Below are 22,838 nucleotides of genomic sequence, written 5' to 3'. Positions count from 1 at the left end.
GGGAGGCCGGGAGAACCTCTCTCGGGAGGCCGGGAGAGTCGGGTCCGGAGGCCGGGAGGCCGGGGACGGCGAAGGCCCCGGCGTCACCGCCGGGACCCGCCGTCAACGCCGAAGCGAGTGGGAGGTCAGCCCACGACCTGCTTCAGGGCTTCGCCGAGCTCCTTCGCCTCGTCGGCGGAGAGCTCGACCACGAGGCGGCCGCCGCCTTCGAGCGGGACCCGCATGACGATGCCGCGTCCCTCCTTGGTCACTTCGAGCGGACCGTCTCCCGTCCGCGGCTTCATCGCCGCCATGCGTGCATCCCCTTCCTGCCCAGGACCGCGTGGGGCCTTTTCGGGCACCGTTGGCCGCGTGGCCGCCTGTGCATCCGCGTCATCAGTAGTAGTGGTCCATTATCTCGCCTTCCGAGCGCGAAGTGGTAACGATCAGCCTCCAGATCGCGGGACTCGCCCCAAAAAATCCCCTTTTGGAGGGGTGAGTGCCAACCGTTTCGTCCGGGAATCCCACTCTCGGCGGTAAGGCAGGTGGAGCCCGCTCCGGCACGTCCGGGAGCCCGCTCCGGCACGTCCGGGAGCCCGCTCCGGCACGTCCGGGGGGCCGCTCGCCACGTCCGGGGCCGCCCGCCGCGCCGGACGCCCGCCGCGCGGAACCGGCCGGGGTCTTGCCCTCCGGGGGGAAGGTCGTCGAGGGTGGCGGGAGCGAGACCGTGAGCAGATTGTGAGGACGACGATGTCCGAGGCGACGACGGAACCGGTGCGGTACGAGGCGGACGGCGGTGTGGCGACGATCACACTCGACCGTCCGGACGCCATGAACGCGCTGACGGAGGCGACCAAGGAGGCCCTGCGGGCGGCCGTCGAGCGCGCCGCCGCGGACCCCGCCGTCCGCGCGGTGGTGCTCACCGGCTCGGGACGCGCCTTCAGCGCCGGGCAGGACCTGCGCGAACACGCCGCCAACCTCGCCGCCGGACGCGGCCTCGACGGCACCCTGCGGCGGCACTACAACCCGACCGTCGAGGCGATCACCGGCATGGCCAAGCCGGTCGTCGCGGCCGTGAACGGCACGGCCGTCGGCGCCGGGATGTCCCTCGCGCTGGCCTGCGACCTGGTGGTGGCGTCGGAGAAGGCGTCCTTCGCGACCGCGTTCAGCAAGATCGGGCTCGGCCCGGACAGCGGCCTGTCCTGGACGCTCCAGCGCCTGGTCGGCCGGGCGAAGGCCGCCGAGCTGCTCATGCTCGCCGAGCCGCTGCGCGCGCCGGACGCGCTCGCGCTCGGCCTGGTGAACCGGGTCGTCCCCGCCGAGGACGTGCTGGGCACCGCGACCGAGATCGCCCGCACGCTCGCGTCCGGCCCCACGGTGGCCTACGCGGCGATCAAGTCCGCGCTCGCGCACGCCGCCACCCATGACCTGGCGTCCGCGCTCGAACGCGAGGCCGTCCTCCAGGACGAGCTGGCCGAGACCGCCGACCACCGGAACGCCACCGAGGCGTTCCTGAAGAAGCAGCAACCCACCTTCGAAGGTCGTTAACGCAGGACCTCAGCGCAGGCGTTCGCGCGAGGCGTCAGCGCAGGCGTTCGCGCGGGGCGTCAGCGCAGGTCAGTGGGGTAGGGCTCAAAGTAGGTCTGCTGCTTCAGGTACTCCATGTTCTCGCCGAGTGCGTGGTGCCGCAGGAGCGTCATGGGGATGTCCAGCGGCACCTCGCCGCGCCCGTACGCGTCGATGCTGCCGGTGATGTCCCGCCTGCGCGCGTCGTCCAGGCGCTCGCTCATCGGGCCGAACACGTGCTGCAACGCGTTGACGTGCCGCCCCCTTTTCGGACGCACCGAAAAGGCCTCCAGGAAGCACGAGCCGTACGCGCCCGCCACCAGCGCCCGCGTCGCACTTCCATCCGACGCTCCTCCGCCCGCGGCGCTTCCACCCGACGCGCTTCCAACAGGCGCGCCTCTGGCCGACGCGCTTCCGGCCGACGCGCCTCCGGCCGACGCGCCTCTGGCCGACGCGCCTCTGGCCGACGCGCTTCCGGCAGGCGCGCCTCCGGCAGGCGCGCTTCCGGGAGGCGCGACTCCGGCGGACGCGACGAGCTTGCCCAGGTGGCGGTAGCGGGCGGGGTCGTGCGCGAGGAGCTGGAGCTTGTGGACGGTGTGGAAGGCGACCAGGTCGCGCGGACGGCACGGGCCGTCCAGCAGCGCGCGGAGCCGGGCGTGCGCGAAGATCCGCTCGATGAAGTGGGCGCGTAGCACCGGGTCGTTGAGCCGCCCGTCCTCCTCGACCGGCAGGTCGGGACGGGCCTCGATCAGCCCGGCCGCGAAGACGCCGCGTCCGCGCCGGTCGGCGGGCATATCACGCCGGTAGCGCGAGACGCCCCGGACGCCGCAGCTCGGCGAGCGGGAGCGCAGCACCCAGCCGTCGAGCCCGGCCGCGCCGTCCGCGTGGCGGGCGGCCAGCTCGCGCATCGCGCCGGTGTGGTCGGCCGAGCCGTCGCGGGTCGCGAGGCGGACCGTCCCGTCGTCCAGGACCAGGCGCAGCGACGGCCGGGGCGCGCCGAGCCCGATCTCCATCTCCGGACACACCGGGACGAGATCGACGTGTCCGGCCAGCCGTTCGGTGAGGAAGCGGCTCCGGCAGTGGCCGCCGTTGTACCGGACCGGCTCGCCGAGCAGGCAGCTCGACACCGCGATCCGCGGGCGCGGGTGGCGCATGATCCCCTCCTGGTCAGCTGGTCCTCACCTGGTCCGCTGGTCGCCTCGTCGGCCGGTCCCCCTGGTCAGCTGGTCCTCACCTGGTCGGCTGGTCGCCTCCTCGGCTGGTCCCCCTGGTCAGCTCCGCGGGCGGCGGGCGGGCGGCGCGTCGAGCAGCAGGCCGAGGCGGCGCAGGCCGCGGGCCGTCCGCGCCTTGACCGTCCCGACCGGCGCGCCGAGCCGCGCCGCGATCTCGCGCTGCGAGAACCCGCCGTAGTAGGCGAGCGCGATCGCCTCCCGCTGGACGAGCGGCAGGGCGGCCAGAGCGAGCCGGACGTCCTGCTCGCCGGCGATCCGGTCGGCGACGTCGTCCCGGCTCGCCGCGCGTCCGCCCGTCCATTCCGCGAGCGGCAGGCAGGCGGGCGGACGGGCGCGCAGCAGGTCGACGGCCCGGCGGCGGGCCACCGTCCGCGTCCACGCGTCGAGCCGGTCCGGGTCCACCCGCTCCCGGCACCGCCACAGCTCCATCAGGACGGCCTGCAACGCGTCGTCGACCGCCTCGTCCGGCAGCAGCCGGCGCAGGAAGCGCCGCAGGGCGGGACCGAGCGCGGCCTGGCAGCCGGCCAGCGCGGACTCGTCGCCCGCCCGCAGCCGGACGCCCAGCGCGGCGAGATCATCGGGCCCCCTCCGGCCCGGTGCTCCCGGACCCGCGCCCGGTTCCGCGGTCATGGCGCCCCCCAGCGCAGAAACCGATTCAAAACTTATTCATAGGCGGCGGCGCGGGCGCCCGCAACCCGCTCGTGGCAAAGACCGGGTCTAGACGCGTCCGTATGCCCCGCGGATCTCCCGCAGCGCGGCGGCCATGCTGTCCACGTGGCGCGGGCCGCCACCCCCGCGCCGCAAGCCTCCCCCAGCCCGCTCCGCCTGCGCGCCTTCCGGACGGTCGGCGTGTCGCGCGGCTCCGGGGTCAGGCGCGGCGAGCGTCCAGCCGGGGCCGCCGAGGACGAGGCGGTGGCCCGGACGGCCCTGGGGCAGGCCGTCCAGCGCGGCGGAATCGCCGGTCTCGCGCAGGGACGACCACACGAACACCGCGGCGGGCCGGACCTGCCAGACGGCGTCGGCGAGCGCGTCGGCCGGTACGCGCGCGCCGAGCACCCGCACCGCGACGCCCTCCTCGGCGAGGGCCGCGCCGAGCGCGTACACCGGCAGGCAGTGCTGCTCCTCGGGGGCCGAGGCCAGCAGCACCGGACGCGTCGTCACCGGCGGCCCGGCGGACGCGAGCACGTGCCCCAGCGCGCCCTGCACGCAGCCCGCGAGCAGGTGCTCCACCTGCACGAGCGCGCCGGTCGCCGCGTGCCGCTCCCCGACCGCGATCAGCACCGGCGCGATCAGCTCGTTCCAGGACCGCTCCACCCGGTCGCGGGCCAGCGCCTCGCCGACGATGCTCGTCACGGTGCCCGCGTCGAGCGCCATCGCGGCCCGCGCCAGGGCGCGTGTCGCGGGCGTCGCGCCCGGCACCGACAACCGCCGTCCGCCCGTCCCCCGGCCGGCCCCCGCCTTCCCGCCGTCCGAGGGGCCGGGTTGCTCGGGTTCGACGGCGGTCAGGGCGGCGTGGGCGGCCTCGGCCGGCGGGACGCCGTCGAGGATCAGCCGGTTCATCAGTTCGAGGCGCGCGATGTCCGCGGACGCGTAGCGGCGGTGGCCGCCCTCGCTGTGGCGGCTCGGGCCGATGCCGTAGCGGCGGTTCCAGGTGCGCAGCGTGGACGGGGAGACGCCGAGGCGCCGCGCGACCGCGCCGACGCCGAGCCCCACGTCCTCCACCGCGCCTCCCTTCCGGCGGTCCACCCTAGTTTCGGGAACCGATCATCGCGCGGATGCAACCGGCACGCGCCGCGGCCTCGAAGAACCCTCGATGGACACCGCACTGATGCTCTTCACGCGCGACCTGCGAACGCACGACAATCCCGCGCTGGCCGCCGCCGCGTCGGCCGCCGACCGGGTGGTCTGCGCGTTCGTGCTCGACGACACGCTGCTCGCCCTGTCGCCCAACCGCGCCCGGTTCCTCCTGGGCGCCCTGACCGACCTGCGCGGACGCCTGGAATCCCTCGGCGGCGGCCTGGTGCTGCGGCACGGCGACCCTGCCGCCGAGGCCGTCAAGCTGGCTCGGGAGACCGGCGCGACGGGGGTCTTCTTCAGTGAGGACGTCTCGTCCTACGCGTCCCGCCGCCGAGCCCGGCTGCAAGAGGCGTGCCGGAAGGAACGGATCGAACTGTCCGGCCACGAGGGCCTGACCGTCGTACCGCCCGGTGCCCTCCGGCCCGCGAGCGGCGACCACTACCGGATCTTCTCGCCCTACGGACGGGCGTGGCTCGGCCAGGCCCGGCGCGACCCGCTGCCGCCCCCGAAACTGCGGCCCCCGAATCAGCGGGCCTCGGACTCGCGGGCCGCGAAGCAGCCGCCGTCGTCGTCCGGGAAGTCCGGGCCGCACTCGGTCAACGCCGAGCGGGTCATCGGACGGTTCACCCGCGGCGCGTCGCCGGACCTGCCGAAAGGCGGCGAGACCGAGGGCCGCGCGCGGATGCGCGACTGGCTCGCGGGCGGCCTCTCCGGCTACGCGGACGGACGCGACGACCTCGCCGGCGACAGCACGTCCCGCCTCAGCGCCTACCTGCGCTTCGGCTGCGTGTCGCCCTCGGAGCTCGCCACCGCCGTCACCCGCGAGACCCACGGCAGAAGCGCGGAGGGCGCGGAGGCGTACATCCGCCAGCTCGCCTGGCGCGACTTCCACTACCAGCTCGCCGCCGCGTTCCCGGAGCTCGGCTGGAAGGACTACCGTCCGCGGAACACGTCCTGGGTCGAGGACCGGGACGCGCTCGACGCCTGGCGGGAGGGCCGGACCGGCGTCCCGATCGTGGACGCGGGCATGCGGCAGCTGCGCGCCGAGGGCTGGATGCACAACCGGGCGCGCCTGATCACCGCGTCGTTCCTGACCCGGAACCTGCGCGTGCACTGGCGGCACGGGCTCGCCCACTTCGCCGGGCTGCTGGTGGACGGCGACCTGCCGAACAACGCCGCGAACTGGCAGCGGGTCGCGGGCACCGGCAACGACACCCGTCCCAACCAGGTCATGAACCCGCTGCGCCAGGCCGAGCGCTTCGACGCGCGCGGCGAGTACGTCCGGCGCTACGTCCCGGAACTGGCCGACCTGGACACCCGGGACATCCACACGCCGTGGGAGACCGGGCCCGTCCCCGGCTACCCGCCGCCGATCGTGGAGTTGGCGTAGGCGCCCCGCCGGTGGCAGGCGGCGAGGTGATCGTCGACCAGGCCGCACGCCTGCATGAGCGCGTACGCGGTGGTCGGGCCGACGAACCGGAAGCCGTTGCGCTTCAGCTCCTTCGACAGCGCCTTGGAGCCGGGCGTGGTCGCCGGGACGTCGGCGTGCGTCTCGGGGACGGGCGCGTCGGGGTCGGCGTACTTCCAGATGAGATCGGTCAGCCCGCCGCCGAGGTCGAGGGCCGCCCGCGCGTTGGCGATCGCGGCGTCGATCTTGGCGCGGTTGCGGACGATCGAGGCGTCCGCCATCAGCCGCGCCACGTCGTCCGGGCCGAACGCGGCGACCTTCTCCATGTCGAAGCCCGCGAACGCGGCGCGGAAGCCCTCGCGTTTGCGCAGGATCGTGATCCAGCTCAGCCCGGACTGGAACGCCTCCAGGCAGAGCCGCTCGTAGAGGCCCTGGTCGTCCCGGACGGGACGGCCCCACTCCTCGTCGTGGTAGGCGACGTACTCGGGCGCCGACAGGCCCCAGGGGCAGCGGGCGAGCCCGTCTTCGCCGATGACCGCGGTGTTCACCGATCCGTTCTACCGCACGCCACCGACAGAACCGACAGAACCGTCAGCGCTTGCGGGGCTCCTCGTTCTCCAGCAGCTCCCGCCCGCCCTCGAAGACGCCGGGCCCCTCGCCCTCGAAAACCTCGGGCCCCTCGCCGGCGAAGGCGTCCCGGCCTTCGGCGCCGAAAGCGTCACGGCCCTCGTGGTCGAAGGCGTCGGGCCCCTCGCCCTCGAAGGCGTCGCGCCGCTCGGTCTCGAAGCGCTCAGGGCCGCTCTCGAAAGGGTCGTGGGACGGACCGGCCTCCGGACGCTCCGTCTCGTCCAGCTGCCGCCGGAGGTCGGCGACGTGCTGCTCCAGGGCGGCCATCCGGGCGTCCCGCTCGGTCAGCGCGTAGGCGAGCCGGTGCAGGGCCTCGTCGGTCACGCCCATCTGGTAGCCCCAGAGAGCGCGCGGCAGGCGCAGCATCGCGACCTCGGGACCGGTCACCGGGACCCCGTCGATCAGAGGCAGCGGCGGGACGTCGGGGTGCGTGCGGGCCAGCTCGCCGCCGCGCCCCATCGCGAGCACGACGACGGCGGCCAGCACGGCGACGCCCGCCAGCACGAGGACCACCATCACCACGGTCTTGCTCCGATCTGTCGACACGTCCGCACGTCGATCGTGCCATGACCGGCCCCGTGCTCGCGCGGGGCCGCGTCGAAGCCGCGCCGAACGGCCGCCCGCCCGCCGCGGACGATCAACGCCGCAGGTGGCGCCGCGGTCCGGCGGTCCGGGGCCCGGAGGGGATCGGGGAGCCGGCGACCCGGCCGCCTCTTCTCCGGCGCGCCGCAGGGACCGCCCCGGGCGGCCGGCGAATGGCTATGTTCGGCGAAATGCATGTCCGCTTTCGGACAGCGCGGCAACAGTTCGGTCTCGTTCCGCACAATCCCGCCCATCGCAGGGCGTATCAATTGTCATCACGCTGCGTAAATTGTCACAGCGCCCCCGCCGGGCCTTCCTGGGCTCATCACCGAGCGTGACGGCGATGTCGGGAAAACAATCTGGACCTCTCTCTCGGGATCCGCTTATCCTACGGACGTTCGTCTGGCGGGACGGGCCCAATCGGCCGCTTTTCCGTCCCCCGGGCGAGACTCTCGGCTCTAATGCGCAATGGATCAAAGTCGATTCAGCTGCCCTGGGGGGGACGCGTAGATGTTGGCTGCACGCCGCACTCGTTCACGAGGAATCACCGTCCCACCGGGCACGCGCTGAGCCGGACCCCACCTCTTTCCGATAACACCTTCAGGCCGTTTCGCCACCCGGCGGACGGCACGCCCCGCCATGCCGCAAAACGGCCGGGATGGATTCACGACCATCGCTAACACCCCACGGGATGGTTTGCCTTACATGACAATCCAGGAACAACGCCTGCCCGTTTTCACCTCGGGCGGGGAGGCCCTGCGCGGCCGGGTGGCGTCCTTCGCGGCGAACGGGCTGTTCGGCGGCCAGCCGGACCCGCTGCACGGTCCCAACCCCTACCGCCGCACGCTGGTGCCGGAACCGCTGGCGGAACTCGACTTCGACCGGCCGCTCGGCGCGCGGGAGTTCGCCTCCTCCAGGGCGCTGACGGTCCACCGGATCCTCGGCACCTACTACGAGTCCGAGACCGTCCTGCTCCCCGAACAGGGGCTGGCCGGCCTGCGGACGGACTTCGAGACGTTCTACGGCGAGGATCTGCGGCGGCTCAGGGAGTCCTCCCTGTCGGATCTGGAGCGCTTCGCCTTCGGCTTCCTCGACGACGAGGTCGAGGTCAGCGGCGACTGCACGGCCGAGGTGCTCGACGTCTACCTGCGGCACCTGGTGGACGAGGCGGCGCGCGGCGAGTCCGCCTCGCTCAAGGCCGTCGGCAACGCGGCGAACCGGCCGGTGGCCGCCGACACCTACCTCGTCCAGCTCGCCCTGGACGGCCTGACCGAGGCGTCGGCGATGTCGCGCAACCTCGGCGGCGCCTACGGCCCGGAGCAGTCGGCGCTGTTCAAGGTCTTCATCGACGAGTTCGGCTACGGCGTCCACGACGCGAAGCACACCACCATCTTCACCAAGATGCTGCGCAGCCGGGGCATGGCCACCCACGTGCACGCGTACTGGAACTTCTACCTGCCCGGCCCGATCGCGATCAACAACCATTACTACCTGCTGTCCCGGGACCATGCGAAGTTCTTCCGGTACGCGGGAGCGGTCGCCTATGCGGAGGCCGTTTTCGCACCGGCCTTCGTCAAGATGATCGGAACGTTCCGGGACATCTTCGGCGACGACGTCGATCTGCATTACTGCGACGAGCACGCGCACATCGACGAGCACCACGGGCGAATCACCCGCGAGGAGATTCTGCTCGCGCTCGCCGAACGGCACGGCGACCATGTCGTTCCCGAACTGATGCGCGGCATCGCCGAAGCGCGGATGCTCGGCGACTGGTTCGAGGAGGACACCGCCGCGCAGATCGAATGGGCCGACACCATCCCGGCGCACCGGGAAATGGCCGCCGACGTCACGGTGGCGGGTCCCCCGGAACGGATCGAACGGTCCCGGGGAGGGATGTTCCACACCCGTAACCACGACCGGGCCGTCGTGCTGGAAATGGCACACGGCGAAGCCGAACTCGTGACGTCCGCGACCGGTGCTCCCGAACCGCTCACGCAGGGTGACGCGGTGCTGGTCCCGGCGGGCCGGGTCTACGGCGTCCGATCCGTGTCGGACGCCTCGTCCTACCTCGTCCACCCCGTCCGGGAGGACGCGTGAGCCGCATCGTCGTGATGGACCTGCGGGTGCACAACACCGTCCTCGCCGGTCACGAACGCTACTTCCTGCTCGTCGGCGCGGACCGCCGGTCGCACCTCGTCCGCGACTGGTGCCCGCACCGCGGCGGACCGCTCAGCCTCGCCCGGCTGACCCCCGACGGCCGCCGGCTGAGCTGCCCGTGGCACGGCACGAAGGTCGGCGTCGCCGCCGTCCGGCGCACCGGCGTGCCCATGGTGCGCAGCGGCGACGAGGCGATCGTCCTGCTCCCGGACACGCCGGAGGACGTGCCCGTGACGCTGGTCCACAAGCGCATCCTCGCCAACCTCCCGCCCGAGGCGGACGAACCCCACGACGACGTACCGGCCCTGCCCTGCGGGGAACCGGCGGCCGAGCCCTGCGAGGAGGCACGATGAGCGAGGACCTGCACGAGGCCGTCCTCCCGGCGGACACGGCCGGCGCCGTCGACCGGGAGGTGGCCGAGTTCATCCGGCGCGGCCACGCGCTGCACGAGTCCGGCCGGTACGACCAGGCCATCGAGGAGTTCGAGCTCGCGCTGGCGCTGGACGGCCGCAACCGGGAGGCGCTGCTCGGGCACAACCGGGCGGTCCGGCGGCACGTCCCCCGCTGGCACTGGGAGATGCTGCACGACCGGGAGCGCGCCGAGCTGTACGACCGGGCGATCCGCGAGGTCGTGCGGCCGGACCGGCTCGTCCTCGACATCGGCACCGGCACCGGGCTGCTCGCCATGATGGCCGCCCGCGCCGGAGCCCGCCGGGTGGTCGCCTGCGAGGGGCAGCCGACCGTCGCGGCCGTCGCGGAGCAGATCATCCGGGCCGCGGGCCACCAGCAGGCGATCACGGTGGTGCCGAAGCGCTCGACCGCGATGCGGGTCCCGGCGGACCTGCCCGCCCGCGCCGACGTGCTGATCACCGAGACCATCGACTGCGCGCTGCTGGGCGAGGGCATCCTCGGCACCATCGCGCACGCTCGCGAGCACCTGCTGGCCGAGGACGCGCTGATCCTGCCGTCCGGCGGCCGGGTGCTCGCGCAGCTCGTGGAGAGCGAGTCGCTCTTCCGCAAGAACCACGTGGGCGAGCTCTACGGCTTCGACCTCTCGGAGTTCAACCGGTTGTCCTCGATGGAGTACTTCGACTCGCGGCTGCGCAACCACCGGTGGCGCCCGCTGTCGGACCCGATGGAGATCTTCTCCTTCGACTTCTACCGGGACGGCCCGGGCGAGCACCGGGCCGAGTTCGTGGTGTCGCCGACGGCCGAGGGACGCTGCCACGCCATCGTGTTCTGGTTCGAGCTCGACCTCGTCCCCGGGATCGGGCTCACCAACGCCCCCGGCAACCCCGGGTCCCACTGGAAGCAGGCCGTCCAGTGCCTCCCGGACCCCGTCCAGGTGCAGCCCGGGGAACCGCTCCTGCTGGACGCGCGGCACGACGGCGTCTCGATCCACTTCACCGCCGTCAGCATGGGGGAGACGACGCCATGACCGACCTCCACGACCACCGCCTGTCCACAAGCGACGAGCCCGTCGTGACCGAGCTCGAAGAGTACGGCGCGCTGCCGATCTTCCGCGCCGGTCCCGAGCTGTACGTGGACGCCAACCCCTACCGCCGTCCGCTCGGGCCCCCGCCCGCCGGCGGGGACTTCGCGGAGCCGGTGACCGAGGCCGGCTTCCTGAGCCACCGGCACCTCATCGCGAGCCGCGTCCTCTGCAACGCCTACGAGAGCGAGATGGTCCTCCTCCCGGACGGCGGCCTCGGACCGGTCAAGGACGACTTCGACGCCTTCTACGGCACCGGGGTCCGGCGGCTGCACGACGCGATGCGTCCGGCCCTGGAGCGCTACTCCTTCGCGTTCCTGGAGGACGTCCCCGCTCCCCCGGTCCGCACCCTCGACGAGCTGGAGGCCTACTTCCTCGGCGAGGTCGAGGGCGCCGGGGCGCCGCCGGACGCGTCCGGGAACAACCCGGCCGTGGACGCCGCCGCCCGCCTGACCGGCTCGATGCGGGCCATCACCGAGTGCCCCGACCCGCAGGACGCGGCGCGCCTCAACCTGATCCAGCTCGCGCTGGACGGCCTGACCGAGGCGTCCGCGATGGCGGGCAACCTCGCCGGGTCGTACGGGCCGGAGCAGTCGGAGCTGTTCAAGGTCTTCACCGACGAGTTCGGCTACGGCCTTTACCGCGCCAAGCACAGCACCCTGTTCCGGGAGATGATCGCCAGCATCGGGCTGCGCACGGACGTGCACGCCTACTGGAACTTCTACCTGACCAGCTCGCTCGCGGGCGCGAACTACTTCAACTACCTCACCAAGAACCACCGGGGCGTGTTCCGGTACATGGGGGCGGTGAGCTACCTGGAGTGGCTGTTCGCCCAGGGCTTCGCCGACATGGGCACGATGCTGCGCACCGTGTTCGGCGACCGGGCCGACACCCGGTACACCGACGAGCACGCGCACATCGACATCCACCACGGCCGGATGACCTTCGAGAACCTGCTGCTCGGGCTCGCCCGCCGGCACGGCGAGGCCGTCATCCCCGAGCTGGTCCGCGGGATCGTGGAGACCAAGGAGCTGCTCCGGCTCGGCGACGCGGACTTCCAGGCCCAGATCGCCTGGGCGGGCTCGCTCGACGAGCACACCCGGCTCGGCGCCAAGCTCGCCTCCTCGGCCGCCGGGGACGGGACGACCGCCACGCTGCGTCCGGGCGATCCGTTCAGCACCCGCGTGCACGACGGCGACCAGCTGGTCGAGGTGACCGGCGGCGAGGTCGAGGTCCACGCCTGGGTCACCGAGAACCCGCACCGCCTGGGCGAGGGCGACACCCTGCTCGTCCCGGCGGGCCGGCTCTACGGCCTGCGGGCCGCCGCGCCGCGCGCCGGGATCGCCGTCCGCCCCACCGCCCGATGACGGCGCCTCACGTCCCCCGACCCGATGAAGGACCGATGGACAAGCCACTCCTGATCGTCGTCGCGAGCAGCTACGCGGCGTACCGCTCCTACATCTTCCGGACGGTGTCCTCCCGGTACCGGCTGTGGCTGCTCAACCCGACGCCCCCGACGTGGGAGCAGCCGTACATCGAGGGCCACACCGTCGTGGACTGCCTCGACCGGCGGGCGCTGACCGAGGCCGCCGCCGCGGTCGCCCGCGAGCACGAGGTGGCGGGCTTCTACTGCTACGACGAGGTGTACATCGAGACGGCGGCGTGGGCGGGCGCGGCGCTCGGGCTCACGACGCTCGACCCGGAGGCGGTCGCCCGCTGCCGGGACAAGACCGCGACCCGGCAGGCGCTGGAGAAGGCGGGCATCCCGCAGCCGGCGTCCCGCGCGGTGGCCACCTTCGAGGAGGCCCGCGAGTTCGCCGAGCAGACCGGCTACCCGGTCATCCTCAAGCCGCGCAACCTCGGCGGCAGCCTCGGCCTGCGCAAGGTCGAGGACCCCGCCGGCCTGGCGGCGGCCTTCGAGGTGACCCGCGGCGCGGTGGTGCCCGGCATCCACCGGTTCGAGGACTGCGTGATCGTCGAGGAGTTCCTGGACGGCCCCGAGGTCTCGGTCGACTCGGTGGTCTTCGAGGGCGAGTGCACCCCGATGATCGTCGGACGCAAGGTGCTCGGCGGCACCGAGGCGATGGCGTTCGAGGAGATCGGCCACGACGTGGACGGCGCCGACCCGCTGCTGGACGACCCGGCCGCGATGGACCTGGTGCGCCGCACGCACGCCGCGCTCGGCTTCGAGAACGGCTTCACGCACGCCGAGTACAAGGTCACCCCGAAGGGCCTGTACGCGATCGAGGTCAACGCCCGGCTGGGCGGCGGCATGATCCCCTACCTCGGGCAGCTGACGTCCGGGACGGACGCCGCGCTCGCCGCCGCCGACGTCGCCGCCGGCCGCCGTCCGACCGTGGAGTTCCCCGACCCGCGCCGGGCCGCCTCGGTGCGCTTCGCCTACCCGGCGTACGACATGGTCGTCGAGAGCGCGCGGGCCCGCGAGGAGCTCCTCGTCCCGCCGATCCACGAGATGGGGATGAGCGCGGCGCCGGGCATGACGGTGCGGCTGCCGCCGCACGGGCTGGCCCGGTCCGGCTACGTCATCGCCGTCGCGCCGACCCTGGCGGAGTCGCGCGCGGCGCTGGCCGACCCCGCCCGCTTCTTCGAGATCACCGGGCGGCCCCTTTCGTGAGCGGAACGACGGAGCCGGACGCCACGGCGGAGCCGGGCGCGAGCACGGAACCGGGCGGGAAGACACAGCCGGGCGGGACGGCGGAGGTGACGGTCCTCCGGACGCTCCGGGAGATGCCGAGCACCGTCCGGGTGCTGATGGTCGGCAACCTGGTCAGCAACCTGGCGGCGTTCCTGAACGCGTTCCTGGTGCTCTACCTGCTGCACGAGGGCTTCTCGGCATGGGAGAGCGGGGTCGTGCTGACCGCGCTGATGGTCGGCCGCATCCTCGGCAGCGCCGTCGGCGGGACGGCGGCCGACCGGTTCGGCTACCGCTGGACGATCATCGGCTCGACGGCCGCCACGGCGGTGCTGACCGCGGCGATCGTCTACGTGCCGAACGTGTGGGTCGGCGTCCTGGTGGCGGGCGGGGCGGGGCTGACGGCCACCGCGTTCCGGCCCGCCGCGATGGCGCGGGTCGTCGAGCTCACGCCGGACGAGCGCCAGGTCATGACGTTCTCGATCTGGCGGGCGACCTTCAACATCGGGTCGACCCTGGGTCCGCTCACGGCGGCGCTGCTGCTGACCTGGTTCGACTCCTACGTCCCGCTGTTCCTCGCCGACGCGGCGACCTCGCTCTGCTACGGCCTGGTCGCCCTGCTGGTGCTGCCCGCCGACTCGGCGCGCGGCGGGAAGCACAAGGAGGAGAAGGCCGGGAAGCAGCCCGCGCCCGGATACCGGAAGGTCGTATCGGACGGCCGGTTCGTCCTGGTGGTGCTCGGCCTGTTCCTGACGTCGGTCGCCTACATCCAGATGAACTCGTCGCTGCCGCTGTTCGTCACCGAATCGGGCTTCGACAGCCGGATCTACGCGGTGATGCTCGCGATCAACGGCTTCATGGTGATCGCGCTCGAACTCTGGCTGTCCAAGTGGACCCAGAAGGCACCGATCGGGCTGCCGATGGCGGCGGGCATGGGGCTGCTCGGCCTCGGCTACCTGACCTACCTCGGCCCGTCCCAGACCTGGATCCTGCTCGCCGGGACGGTCGTGTGGACGTTCGGCGAGGTGATCGCCGCCCCGTCGATGCTGGCCTACCCGGGCCTGGTGGCGCCCGCCGCGCTGCGCGGGCGCTACATCGGCCTCGCCACGCTCGCCACCCAGATCGCCTACAGCGTCGGCCCGGTGGTCGGCGTGACCGCCTGGCACTGGTGGGGGACGAGGCTGTGGGTCCTCACCGGCGCCTGCGCGGGCGCCGCGGCGGTCTGCGTGGCGGTGGGCGCGGGCGTCCGCGCCCGGCCCCGGCCGCGCGAGTTGCACGTCTCCACAGAACGAGAAAGTGAGCCAGCATGAGCAAGCCAGTCGTCGCGATCGTCCAGCCGTACAGCTCGGGCGCGCTGCTCGCGCCGCTGCTGCGCGAGGCCGGGATGAGCCCGGTCGCGGTCATGGACTGCGTCGGGCCGGCCCTGGAGCCGCTGCGGGCCGCGCACGTCCCGGAGAACTACGACGTGATCATCAACCATCACGGCGACGCCGAGGAGACGATCCGCACGCTCGGGGCGCTGTCGCCCACCGCCGTCATGACGTCGGTGGACATGGCCCTGCACCTGACCCAGCGCCTGGCCGACGCGCTCACCCCGGGGGAGGCCAACGTCTCGGAGCTGGTCGACGCGCGCCGGCACAAGTACCGGATGCACCAGGCGCTCGCCGCGGCCGGGCTGCCGGTCGCCCGGCAGATCTGCGCGACCGACCCGGCCGAGGTCGAGGCCTGGATCGAGCGGGAGGGCCTCGCCGGGCGCGACCTGGTGATCAAGCCGTCGTCCAGCGCGGGCATCGTCAGCGTGGGCCGGGCGCCGGGCGGGCAGGGCTGGCGGGAGCACTTCGACGCCATCCTCGGCCACCGCGACAAGAACGGCGTCCTCGCCGAGGACGTGCTGGTCATGGAGCACCTGACCGGCACCGAGTACGCGGTCGACACCGTCAGCCACCACGGCCGCCACTCGGTCACCGACATCATCCGGTACGACCGCGCGCAGTACGGGGACGGCATCGCCGTCTACAACGCCGTGGAGTGGATGCCGTACGCGCCGGACGACCCCGTCCTCGGGCCGCTGATGGAGTACGCGCTGGCCGCGCTCGACGCGGTCGGCCTGCGGCAGTGGGGCGCGCACACCGAGATCATGATGACCGAGGACGGCCCCCGCCTGCTGGAGGTCAACGCGCGCTTCGCCGGGATCGGCCATCCGACCCTCACCGAGATCGCCACCGGCGAGAGCCAGCTCACCCGGACGGTGGACGTCTGCGCGGGCCGCGGCGGCGAGCTGCCCGACGGGTTCACGCTGCGGCGGAACGTGCTGGCCGTCTTCGTCAAGGCGTACACGTCGGGCGTGGTGCGCAACGCCGAGATCCTCGACGAGGTGCGCTCGCTGCCGAGCTTCCACTCCACGTTCCGCCTGGTGTCCACCGGCGACCGGGTGGAGGCCAGCACCGACATCCACACCAGCATGACGATGGGCTACATCACGCTCGCCCACGAACGGTCCGAGCAGCTCTACGAGGACCGGGACGTCATCCGCAAGCTGGAGCAGCAGCTCATCATCGACCCCGAAGGGTGACCCGCGTGTCCCGTCAGTCCCTGACCGAAGAGTACCTCCGGGAGAGCGCGGGCAAGCCGCTCGGCGAACTGCTCGGCAGCCTGCCGTCCTCGGAGTTCCTCAACGCGCTCTACCAGGCGCGGTACCTGTCGCGTCCGACGTTCCTCGACCGCGACGAGCAGCAGCTGCTCGCGGCGGACCTGGAGAACTTCCGCTCCGCCCTGCTCAGCCTGCCGGACCGGCTGTACGGCGGCGACCTCGCGGCGTTCGCGCGGGCCGTCGGCATGTCCGAGGTGCAGGTGTCGGCCGTCCTGCGCAGCCGGGGCCCGGCGCCCACCCGCGTCGGACGGCTCGACATGTACGCCGACGCGACCGGCCTCCGGGTCCTCGAAGTGAACATGGGCGGCTCGCTCGGCGGGCTGGACAACGCCGACATGAGCCGCGCCCTCCTGGAGCATCCCGTGCTGGCGTCCTTCGCCGAACGCCGCGGCCTGACGTACGTGGACACCATGCGCGAGCTGGTGGACAGCGTGTTCGCCGAGACCGGGTTCGCGCCGGGCTCGCGTCCGGTGGTCGCGATGTGCGACTGGCCGGCCAGCTTCGACCGGCTGCGCTCCTACATGACGCACTACTGCGCGCGCTGGCAGGAGCTCGGCCTGGACGCCCACCCCTGCCACATCGGGCAGCTCGACGTCCGCGACGACGGCGTCTGGCTCGGCGACCGGAAGGTCGACGTCGTCTACCGGATGTTCCTGATCGAGGACCTGATGGAGTCGGCCGAGGCGCCCGGCCTGATGAACCCCGTCCTGGACGCGGCCCACCGGGGCCAGGTGAAGATCTTCACCCCGATGGACGCCGAGGTCTTCGCCAGCAAGGGCGCCCTCGCGATGCTCTCCGACGAGCGCAACCGCGGCCTGTTCTCGCCCGCCGAGCTGGCCAGCCTGGACCGCATCCTGCCGTGGACGCGCATGGTCCGTCCGGGCAAGGTGACGCTGGAGAGCGGCGAGCGCGTCGAACTCCTCGACTACGCCCTGGCCAACCAGGAGCACCTGGCGCTCAAGCCCACCCAGCTGCACGGCGGCCACGGCGTCGTCCTCGGCTGGCTCCCCGAGGTCTCCCCGGAGGAGTGGCGCGAGCAGGTCACCGCCGCCGTGGACGGCCCCTACGTGCTGCAACGCCGCGTCGTCCCGGTGCCCGAGCTCTTCCACGACGAGGCGGGCGACCTGCACCCCTGGATCGTCGCCTGGGGCATCTTCACCGTCGCGAGCGGCTACGGCGGCGGCTTCACCCGCGCCACCACCGTCGCCTCCGGCACCCAACTGATCAACCTCGCCAACGGCGCCAACTTCGGCACCGTCCTCCATGTCGCCTCCGACGCGGACTGACCTTCGCGGGCACCGGTCACGCCCGGTCACGCCCGGTCACGCGGCGCCGGTCACGCGGGCGTCGCCTGCGGGCGCCGGTCACGCGGGGTTCGAGGGACGCCGCCCTCGAACCCCGCGTCGCCGTCAGGGCTCGGCTTCGACGTAGTCCTCGGGGGTGGCCTCGATGTGGGGGCGGGTGCGTTCCAGCAGGTCGAAGGCCTCGTGCAGGTCGGCCGTCCAGCCGATCGCGTCGAAGATCTTCGGACGGGCGAAGCCCAGCTCGGTGAGGTTCTCGGCGAGCTGGCGGAGCGGGGCGAAGACGCCGTCCGGGTCGAGGACGACCAGGGGCTTGTCGTGCATGCCGAGCGTCCGGGACGTCCAGATCTCGAACAGCTCCTCCAGCGTGCCGATGCCGCCGGGCAGGACCAGGAAGGCGTCGCTGCGCCGGTCCATTTCGCCCTTGCGCGCGCGCATGTCGGGCGTGATGACGAGCTCGTCGCTGTCCTCGTCGGAGACCTCGACGTCGCGCAGGGCCTCGGGGATCACGCCGATCGTGCGGGCTCCACCGGCGCGCGCGCCGCGGGCGACCGCACCCATCGAGGAGATCCGGCCGCCGCCGCTGACCAGGGTGTGGCCGCGCCGGGCGAGTTCCGCACCGACCTGCTCGGCGAACTCGACGTGCCGGGGGTCGATGCGGGTGGACGAGGCGCAGAAGACGCAGACCGCGATGCCCATCAGGAGCCGTTCCCGGCCTGGCGGGCGGTCTCGGCGCGGGCCTCCTGCTCGGCGAGCTGGCGCTCGACCTGCTCGTGCGCGTCCACGATGACGCGGACGACCTCGTCCGGGTCGTCGGTGAGGTGGATCAGGTCGAGGTCCTCCGCCGAGATCTTGCCGGACGGCACCATGACCTTCCGCACCCAGTCGAGCAGGCCGGACCAGAACTCGGTGCCGACCAGCACGATCGGGAACCGGGTGATCTTGCCGGTCTGGACCAGGGTGATCGCCTCGAACAGCTCGTCCAGGGTGCCGAAGCCGCCCGGCAGCACCACGAACGCCTGCGAGTACTTCACGAACATCGTCTTGCGGACGAAGAAGTAGCGGAACTCCAGGCCGATGTCGATGTGCGGGTTCATCGACTGCTCGAAGGGCAGCTCGATGCCGAGCCCGACCGACAGGCCGCCCGCCTCGTCGCAGCCCTTGTTCGCGGCCTCCATGATGCCCGGGCCGCCGCCGGTGATCACCGCGTAGCCCGCCTCGTGCAGCTTGGCGCCGATCTGCTCGCCCAGCTTGAACTCGGGCGAGTCGGGCCTGGTCCGCGCGCTGCCGAACACGCAGGCGGCCTTGGGCAGCTCGGCGAGCAGCCCGAACCCCTCGACGAACTCGGCCTGGATGCGCAGGACCCGCCACGGGTCGGCGTGCACCCAGTCCGCGGGCCCGCGGCGGTCGAGCAGCCGCTGGTCGGTGGTCGTCGAGGGGATGGCCTTGCCGCGCAGGGTCGCCGGACCCTGCCTCCTGGTGCGGATCTCGCGCTTCATGGCCTCACCTTAGCCAGGCGAGCAGCCGTTCCTCGGCATCGGCGATGAGGGGCAGCTCGACGAACTCGTCCTTGGTGTGGGCGAGGGTCGGCTCGCCCGGGCCGTAGTTGACCGCCGGGACGCCGAGGGCGTCGAAGCGCGCGACGTCGGTCCAGCCGAGCTTCGCGCGCACCTGCGCGCCGGTCTCGGCGACGAACGCGCGGGCGGCCGGACGGTCCAGGCCCGGCCGGGCGCCCGGCGCCGAGTCGATCCGCTTCACCTCGAAGCCTTCGAAAAATGACCTGACGTACGCCTCGGCGTCGTCCTCGGACTTGTCGGGCGCGAAGCGGTAGTTCACCGTGACGACGCACTCGTCGGGGATGACGTTGCCCGCGACGCCGCCGCTGATGAACACGGCGTTCAGGCCCTCGTGGTACTCCAGGCCGTCCACGACGGGCTTGGCGGGCTCGTAGCCGCGCAGGCGGTCGAGGATCGCGCCCGCCGCGTGGATCGCGTTGGAGCCCATCCAGGCGCGCGCGCTGTGCGCCCGCTCGCCGCGCGCGGTGACCTCGACGCGCAGGGTCCCCTGGCAGCCGCCCTCGATGAGCCCGCCGGTCGGCTCCATCAGGACGGCGAAGTCGGCGGCGAGCAGCTCGGGGCGGGTCTCGGCGATGCGCTTGAGGCCGTTGCGGGCGGCCTCGATCTCCTCGCACTCGTAGAAGACGTACGTCACGTCGCGGGACGGCTCCGACAGCGCGGCGGCCAGCTTCAGCTGCACGGCCACGCCCGCCTTCATGTCCGTCGTGCCGCAGCCGTAGAGGCGGTCGCCCTCGCGGCGGGACGGCAGGTTCCCGTTCAGCGGGACGGTGTCGAGGTGCCCGGCGAGCAGGACGCGCTCGTCCCGGCCCAGGTCCGTCCGCGCGACGACCGAGTCCCCGTCCCGGACGACCTCCAGGTGCGGCAGCGCCCGCAGCGCCGCCTCGACGGCGTCGGCGAGCGCCTTCTCGTTCCCGCTCACCGACTCGACGTCGACGATCGCCGCCGTCAGATCCGACACGTCCATCTGGAGATCGAGAGAGGTCATGCCGGAAACCCTATGCAAAAGGGGCGGCCACGTGGGCCGCCCCTCACCTCTCCACGCTCAGGTGTTGATGCCGTGGTCGCGCAGGATGCCGTTCAGCTCGGCCTTGTTGTGCCGCTGCCCCGGCTCCAGCTTCTTCAGGACCAGGACGGCCGGCAGACCGAAGTTCCCGCCCGGGAACTCCTTGATCCGGGTGCCGCCGACGGCGACGCACCAGTCCGGGATGCGGCCGCGGCTGATCTCCTCGCCCGTCTCGACGTCGATGACCGGCATGGACGCCGACAGGTTCGTCCCGGAGCCGACGACCGCGCCGGTGCCGACCCGCGCGCCCTCGGTGATCATCGAGCGGGAGCCGATCATGGCCTCGTCCCCGATGACGACCGGCTTGGCGTTCGGCGGCTCCAGCACGCCGCCGATGCCGACGCCGCCGGACAGGTGGACGTTCTTGCCGATCTGCGCGCAGGACCCCACGGTCGCCCAGGTGTCGACCATCGTGCCGGAGTCGACGTAGGCGCCGATGTTGGTGAACGACGGCATCAGCACGACGCCGGGGGCCAGGTAGGAGCCCCAGCGGGCGATCGCGCCCGGCACCACGCGGACGCCGTCCAGCCGGCTCTTCAGCGGGATCCGGTCGTGGTACTGGAAGTCGCCGACCTGCGACCGCACCATCCCGAGCACCTTGAAGCTGAGCAGGATCGCGCGCTTGGCGCGCTCGTCGACGACGACCTCGTCGGTCGCCGGGTCGATGAGGGCGACCCGGGCCTCGCCCGCGTCGATCTGGTCCACGGCGGCGACGATCGCCGCGCGCGCCTCGGTGTCGTCCGGGCCGAGCTCGGCGCGCCGCTCCCAGAGCTCGTCGACGGCGGCGGAGATCGGGCTGGTGAACGTTTCGGTCATGGACATTGAGCTTACCGACGGCCGGAGCCCGGTACGGTCGTCGCGTGGCAGTCTGGGCGAAGCTGGGTTCCGGTCCCCGGGAGGGATCCGGCGGCGAGCGGAGGGGACGGCGGCGGCGCTGGTGGATCGCGGCGCTCGCCGCCGCGGTCGCGCTGGCCGCCGGCGGCTGGGTGCTGTACACGCGCGCCCGCCCCTACCTGCACGGATCCGGGTGCGAGGTGCGCACCGCGCAGGGCAAGATGCCGCTGGACCTGGAACAGGCCGCCAACGGCTCCACCATCGCCGCCGTCGCCGCCCGCAAGGCGCTGCCCGAGCGGGCCATGGTGATCGCCTACGCGACCGCCATCCAGGAGTCGCACATGCGCAACCTGGCGGGCGGCGACCGCGACTCGGTCGGCATGTTCCAGCAGCGTCCCTCGCAGGGCTGGGGCTCACCGGACAAGCTCCGCGACCCCGTCCAGTCCACCAGCAAGTTCCTGGACGCGCTGGTCAAGGTCAAGGACTACCTCGACCTCGACCTGCACGACGCCGCGCAGCGCGTCCAGCGCAGCGCCGACGGCAACGCCTACGCGCAGCACGAGGGCGACGCGAAGGTGCTCGCGCAGGCGTTCGGCGGACGGTCCCCCGCGGCCGTCCGCTGCTGGTACCCGCCGAACAAGCGCACCGCGCCCCGCCGGGCGGACGCCGTCCGCGAGATGCGCCGCGCCTTCGGCAGCCGCCTCCAGGTCGTCGCCCCCGCCTCCCCCGACTACGACGCGGTGAAGTCCCCCAACGACCGGACGGGCTGGGCCGTCGCCTCCTGGGCCGTCGCCCACGCCCAGTCCTACGGCCTGACCGAGGTCCGCTTCGCCGGCCGCCACTGGCGCGCCGGCGAGGGCCACGACGGCTGGACCCACGACCCCAAGGCCCCCGCCACCACCGTCATCATCCGCTGACCGCCCGGCGGACGCCCCTCCCCGGACGGCGCCCCGGCCGGCGGACGACGCGATCCGCTCGGCGGACGACGCGATCCGGCCGGCGGGCGGGGCTTACAGGGCGACGAACTGGAGGCCGCGTTGCTTGAGCTGCGGCAGGACGGTCTTGAGGGCGTCGATCGTCTGGATGCGGTCGCCGCCGCCGTCGTGGCAGAGCAGGATGTCGCCGGGCTGGGCCTGGAGCATGGTCCGGGTGATGTGGGAGATGCCCGGACGGGCCCAGTCGCGCGGGTCGATCTTCCAGTCCACGCAGATCAGCTTGTGCTGAGCGGCGATGTCGAACACGGCCTGGGACCAGTTGCCGCCGGGCGAGCGGAAGAACTTCGGGGCGACGCCGGTGGTCTGGGCGATCTGGTCGTGCGCCTGGCCGATCTCCCTGGTGATCCGCGCGGTGTCGAGGCGCGGCAGGTTGATCGGGTGGGTGACGGTGTGGTCGGCGATCTGGTGGCCGTCCGCGACGATCCGCTGGACGATCTTCGGCTGCTCCACCACCTGCTCGCCGATCATGTTGAAGGTGGCCTTGACGCCGTGCGCGGCGAGCAGGTCCAGCATCATCGGCGTGTACTTCGGGTGCGGGCCGTCGTCGATGGTCAGCGCGATGGCGTTCGCGGGGGCGGTGGGCGAGAGGTCCTGCAGGCTGCGGACGGGCAGGTGCAGCGCCTGCATGGGCTGCCCGTGCGCGTAGCCCGGGTCCGGCGGCTGGGCGGGCCCCTTCCCGTGGTGCCCGCCCTTGTGGCCGCCGGACGCGCTGGCCGACCGCGACGGGCCCGCGTGCCACAGGTCCGGGGCCGCCGCGGCGGCGATGCCCGCCGCCCCGGCGGTCAGGAGCCCGAGGGCACGGCGGCGGTCCACGTTCGGCATGAGTACTCCGTAGGTCGGTCCGGGTGTCGGGGGTGATCACAGGGTTGGACGCCGTCCGCGCCGCATGTGTTCGATCGCCCGACATCGTGGCAGATGTCACCCG

Annotated in this window: 22 protein-coding genes; 11 read left to right on the top strand and 11 right to left on the bottom strand. The window is 72.9% G+C overall.

Features of this window, described 5'->3' with window-relative positions; translation table 11 throughout:
* Positions 1–125 precede the first annotated feature (125 nt).
* Positions 126–293: a DUF3117 domain-containing protein gene (locus ACFPCY_RS00350; RefSeq protein WP_083952185.1), complete on the bottom strand. Its 168-nt coding sequence runs from the start codon at positions 291–293 to the stop codon at positions 126–128.
* 436 nt (positions 294–729) lie between these two features.
* Here ACFPCY_RS00350 and ACFPCY_RS00345 point away from each other — a divergent pair, with 436 nt between their 5' ends.
* The gene (locus ACFPCY_RS00345; protein WP_378251497.1) at positions 730–1,527 is read left to right on the top strand and encodes an enoyl-CoA hydratase/isomerase family protein; all 798 of its coding nucleotides are present in this window, start codon (positions 730–732) and stop codon (positions 1,525–1,527) included.
* A gap of 59 nt (positions 1,528–1,586) precedes the next feature.
* Here ACFPCY_RS00345 and ACFPCY_RS00340 read toward each other — a convergent pair whose 3' ends face one another.
* The 3 genes from ACFPCY_RS00340 to ACFPCY_RS00330 all read right to left on the bottom strand — a co-directional run bounded on the left by ACFPCY_RS00340 (position 1,587) and on the right by ACFPCY_RS00330 (position 4,499).
* On the bottom strand, positions 1,587–2,699 hold the full coding sequence (locus ACFPCY_RS00340) for a YbgA family protein (protein ID WP_378251496.1): 1,113 nt from the start codon (positions 2,697–2,699) through the stop codon (positions 1,587–1,589).
* A 117-nt stretch (positions 2,700–2,816) separates the two neighbouring features.
* Positions 2,817–3,407: an RNA polymerase sigma factor gene (locus ACFPCY_RS00335; RefSeq protein ID WP_378251495.1), complete on the bottom strand. Its 591-nt coding sequence runs from the start codon at positions 3,405–3,407 to the stop codon at positions 2,817–2,819.
* Between the two features lie 87 nt (positions 3,408–3,494).
* Complete coding sequence (locus ACFPCY_RS00330) at positions 3,495–4,499, bottom strand: MerR family transcriptional regulator (protein WP_378251494.1); 1,005 nt, start codon at positions 4,497–4,499, stop codon at positions 3,495–3,497.
* Between the two features lie 91 nt (positions 4,500–4,590).
* On the opposite strand from ACFPCY_RS00330, the gene ACFPCY_RS00325 reads away from it, so the two are divergent.
* Complete coding sequence (locus ACFPCY_RS00325; RefSeq protein WP_378251493.1) at positions 4,591–5,964, top strand: cryptochrome/photolyase family protein; 1,374 nt, start codon at positions 4,591–4,593, stop codon at positions 5,962–5,964.
* Here ACFPCY_RS00325 and ACFPCY_RS00320 read toward each other — a convergent pair.
* Positions 5,934–6,530: a DNA-3-methyladenine glycosylase I gene (locus tag ACFPCY_RS00320; protein ID WP_378251492.1), complete on the bottom strand. Its 597-nt coding sequence runs from the start codon at positions 6,528–6,530 to the stop codon at positions 5,934–5,936. The two genes, ACFPCY_RS00325 and ACFPCY_RS00320, sit on opposite strands and share 31 nt — an antisense overlap.
* 43 nt (positions 6,531–6,573) lie before the next feature.
* Positions 6,574–7,155, bottom strand: coding sequence for a hypothetical protein (locus ACFPCY_RS00315; protein WP_378251491.1), 582 nt, complete (start codon positions 7,153–7,155; stop codon positions 6,574–6,576).
* 741 nt (positions 7,156–7,896) lie between these two features.
* Here ACFPCY_RS00315 and ACFPCY_RS00310 point away from each other — a divergent pair.
* From ACFPCY_RS00310 to ACFPCY_RS00275, 8 genes are all read left to right on the top strand, one after another.
* Entirely contained in the window at positions 7,897–9,288 is a 1,392-nt protein-coding gene (locus ACFPCY_RS00310) for an iron-containing redox enzyme family protein (RefSeq protein ID WP_378251490.1), read from the top strand.
* Positions 9,285–9,701 carry a Rieske 2Fe-2S domain-containing protein gene (locus ACFPCY_RS00305; protein WP_378251489.1) on the top strand — a complete coding sequence of 139 codons (417 nt, stop codon included), beginning with the start codon at positions 9,285–9,287 and terminating at the stop codon, positions 9,699–9,701. Before ACFPCY_RS00310 ends, ACFPCY_RS00305 begins: the two co-directional genes overlap by 4 nt.
* Positions 9,698–10,786: a 50S ribosomal protein L11 methyltransferase gene (locus ACFPCY_RS00300; protein ID WP_378251488.1), complete on the top strand. Its 1,089-nt coding sequence runs from the start codon at positions 9,698–9,700 to the stop codon at positions 10,784–10,786. The genes ACFPCY_RS00305 and ACFPCY_RS00300 overlap by 4 nt, the downstream gene beginning before the upstream one ends.
* Positions 10,783–12,207 (top strand): iron-containing redox enzyme family protein, encoded by a 1,425-nt coding sequence (locus ACFPCY_RS00295; RefSeq protein WP_378251487.1) that lies wholly within the window; start codon positions 10,783–10,785, stop codon positions 12,205–12,207. Before ACFPCY_RS00300 ends, ACFPCY_RS00295 begins: the two co-directional genes overlap by 4 nt.
* A gap of 35 nt (positions 12,208–12,242) precedes the next feature.
* On the top strand, positions 12,243–13,475 hold the full coding sequence (locus ACFPCY_RS00290) for an ATP-grasp domain-containing protein (RefSeq protein ID WP_378251486.1): 1,233 nt from the start codon (positions 12,243–12,245) through the stop codon (positions 13,473–13,475).
* 113 nt (positions 13,476–13,588) lie between these two features.
* Positions 13,589–14,803, top strand: coding sequence for an MFS transporter (locus tag ACFPCY_RS00285; RefSeq protein ID WP_378251485.1), 1,215 nt, complete (start codon positions 13,589–13,591; stop codon positions 14,801–14,803).
* Positions 14,800–16,065 (top strand): ATP-grasp domain-containing protein, encoded by a 1,266-nt coding sequence (locus ACFPCY_RS00280; protein ID WP_378251484.1) that lies wholly within the window; start codon positions 14,800–14,802, stop codon positions 16,063–16,065. The genes ACFPCY_RS00285 and ACFPCY_RS00280 overlap by 4 nt, the downstream gene beginning before the upstream one ends.
* Positions 16,066–16,070: 5 nt before the next feature.
* Positions 16,071–17,429, top strand: coding sequence for a hypothetical protein (locus ACFPCY_RS00275; protein ID WP_378251483.1), 1,359 nt, complete (start codon positions 16,071–16,073; stop codon positions 17,427–17,429).
* Between the two features lie 123 nt (positions 17,430–17,552).
* On the opposite strand, the gene ACFPCY_RS00270 is transcribed toward ACFPCY_RS00275, so the two are convergent.
* Genes ACFPCY_RS00270 through ACFPCY_RS00255 form a run of 4 tightly spaced genes read right to left on the bottom strand, consistent with a single transcriptional unit; the run spans position 17,553 to position 20,900 of the window.
* Entirely contained in the window at positions 17,553–18,143 is a 591-nt protein-coding gene (locus tag ACFPCY_RS00270; RefSeq protein WP_378251482.1) for an LOG family protein, read from the bottom strand.
* On the bottom strand, positions 18,143–18,943 hold the full coding sequence (locus ACFPCY_RS00265; RefSeq protein WP_378251481.1) for an LOG family protein: 801 nt from the start codon (positions 18,941–18,943) through the stop codon (positions 18,143–18,145). Before ACFPCY_RS00265 ends, ACFPCY_RS00270 begins: the two co-directional genes overlap by 1 nt.
* Positions 18,944–18,947: 4 nt before the next feature.
* The gene (dapE, locus tag ACFPCY_RS00260) at positions 18,948–20,006 is read right to left on the bottom strand and encodes a succinyl-diaminopimelate desuccinylase (protein ID WP_378251480.1); all 1,059 of its coding nucleotides are present in this window, start codon (positions 20,004–20,006) and stop codon (positions 18,948–18,950) included.
* Between the two features lie 57 nt (positions 20,007–20,063).
* A complete protein-coding gene (locus tag ACFPCY_RS00255; protein ID WP_378251479.1) occupies positions 20,064–20,900 on the bottom strand; it encodes a 2,3,4,5-tetrahydropyridine-2,6-dicarboxylate N-succinyltransferase in 837 nt (278 codons plus the stop codon).
* Between the two features lie 44 nt (positions 20,901–20,944).
* Between ACFPCY_RS00255 and ACFPCY_RS00250 the strand changes: the two genes are divergently transcribed.
* Positions 20,945–21,835 carry a hypothetical protein gene (locus ACFPCY_RS00250; RefSeq protein WP_378251478.1) on the top strand — a complete coding sequence of 297 codons (891 nt, stop codon included), beginning with the start codon at positions 20,945–20,947 and terminating at the stop codon, positions 21,833–21,835.
* 93 nt (positions 21,836–21,928) lie between these two features.
* Here ACFPCY_RS00250 and ACFPCY_RS00245 read toward each other — a convergent pair whose 3' ends face one another.
* The gene (locus ACFPCY_RS00245; RefSeq protein ID WP_378251477.1) at positions 21,929–22,735 is read right to left on the bottom strand and encodes a polysaccharide deacetylase family protein; all 807 of its coding nucleotides are present in this window, start codon (positions 22,733–22,735) and stop codon (positions 21,929–21,931) included.
* Positions 22,736–22,838: the final 103 nt, after the last annotated feature.

The sequence above is a fragment of the Actinomadura gamaensis genome, assembly GCF_042652125.1.
GTDB classification, from domain to species: Bacteria; Actinomycetota; Actinomycetes; order Streptosporangiales; family Streptosporangiaceae; genus Spirillospora; species Spirillospora gamaensis.
The sequence above is the reverse complement of the archived record's forward strand: the minus strand, read 5'-3'. Positions and strand labels throughout refer to the sequence as shown.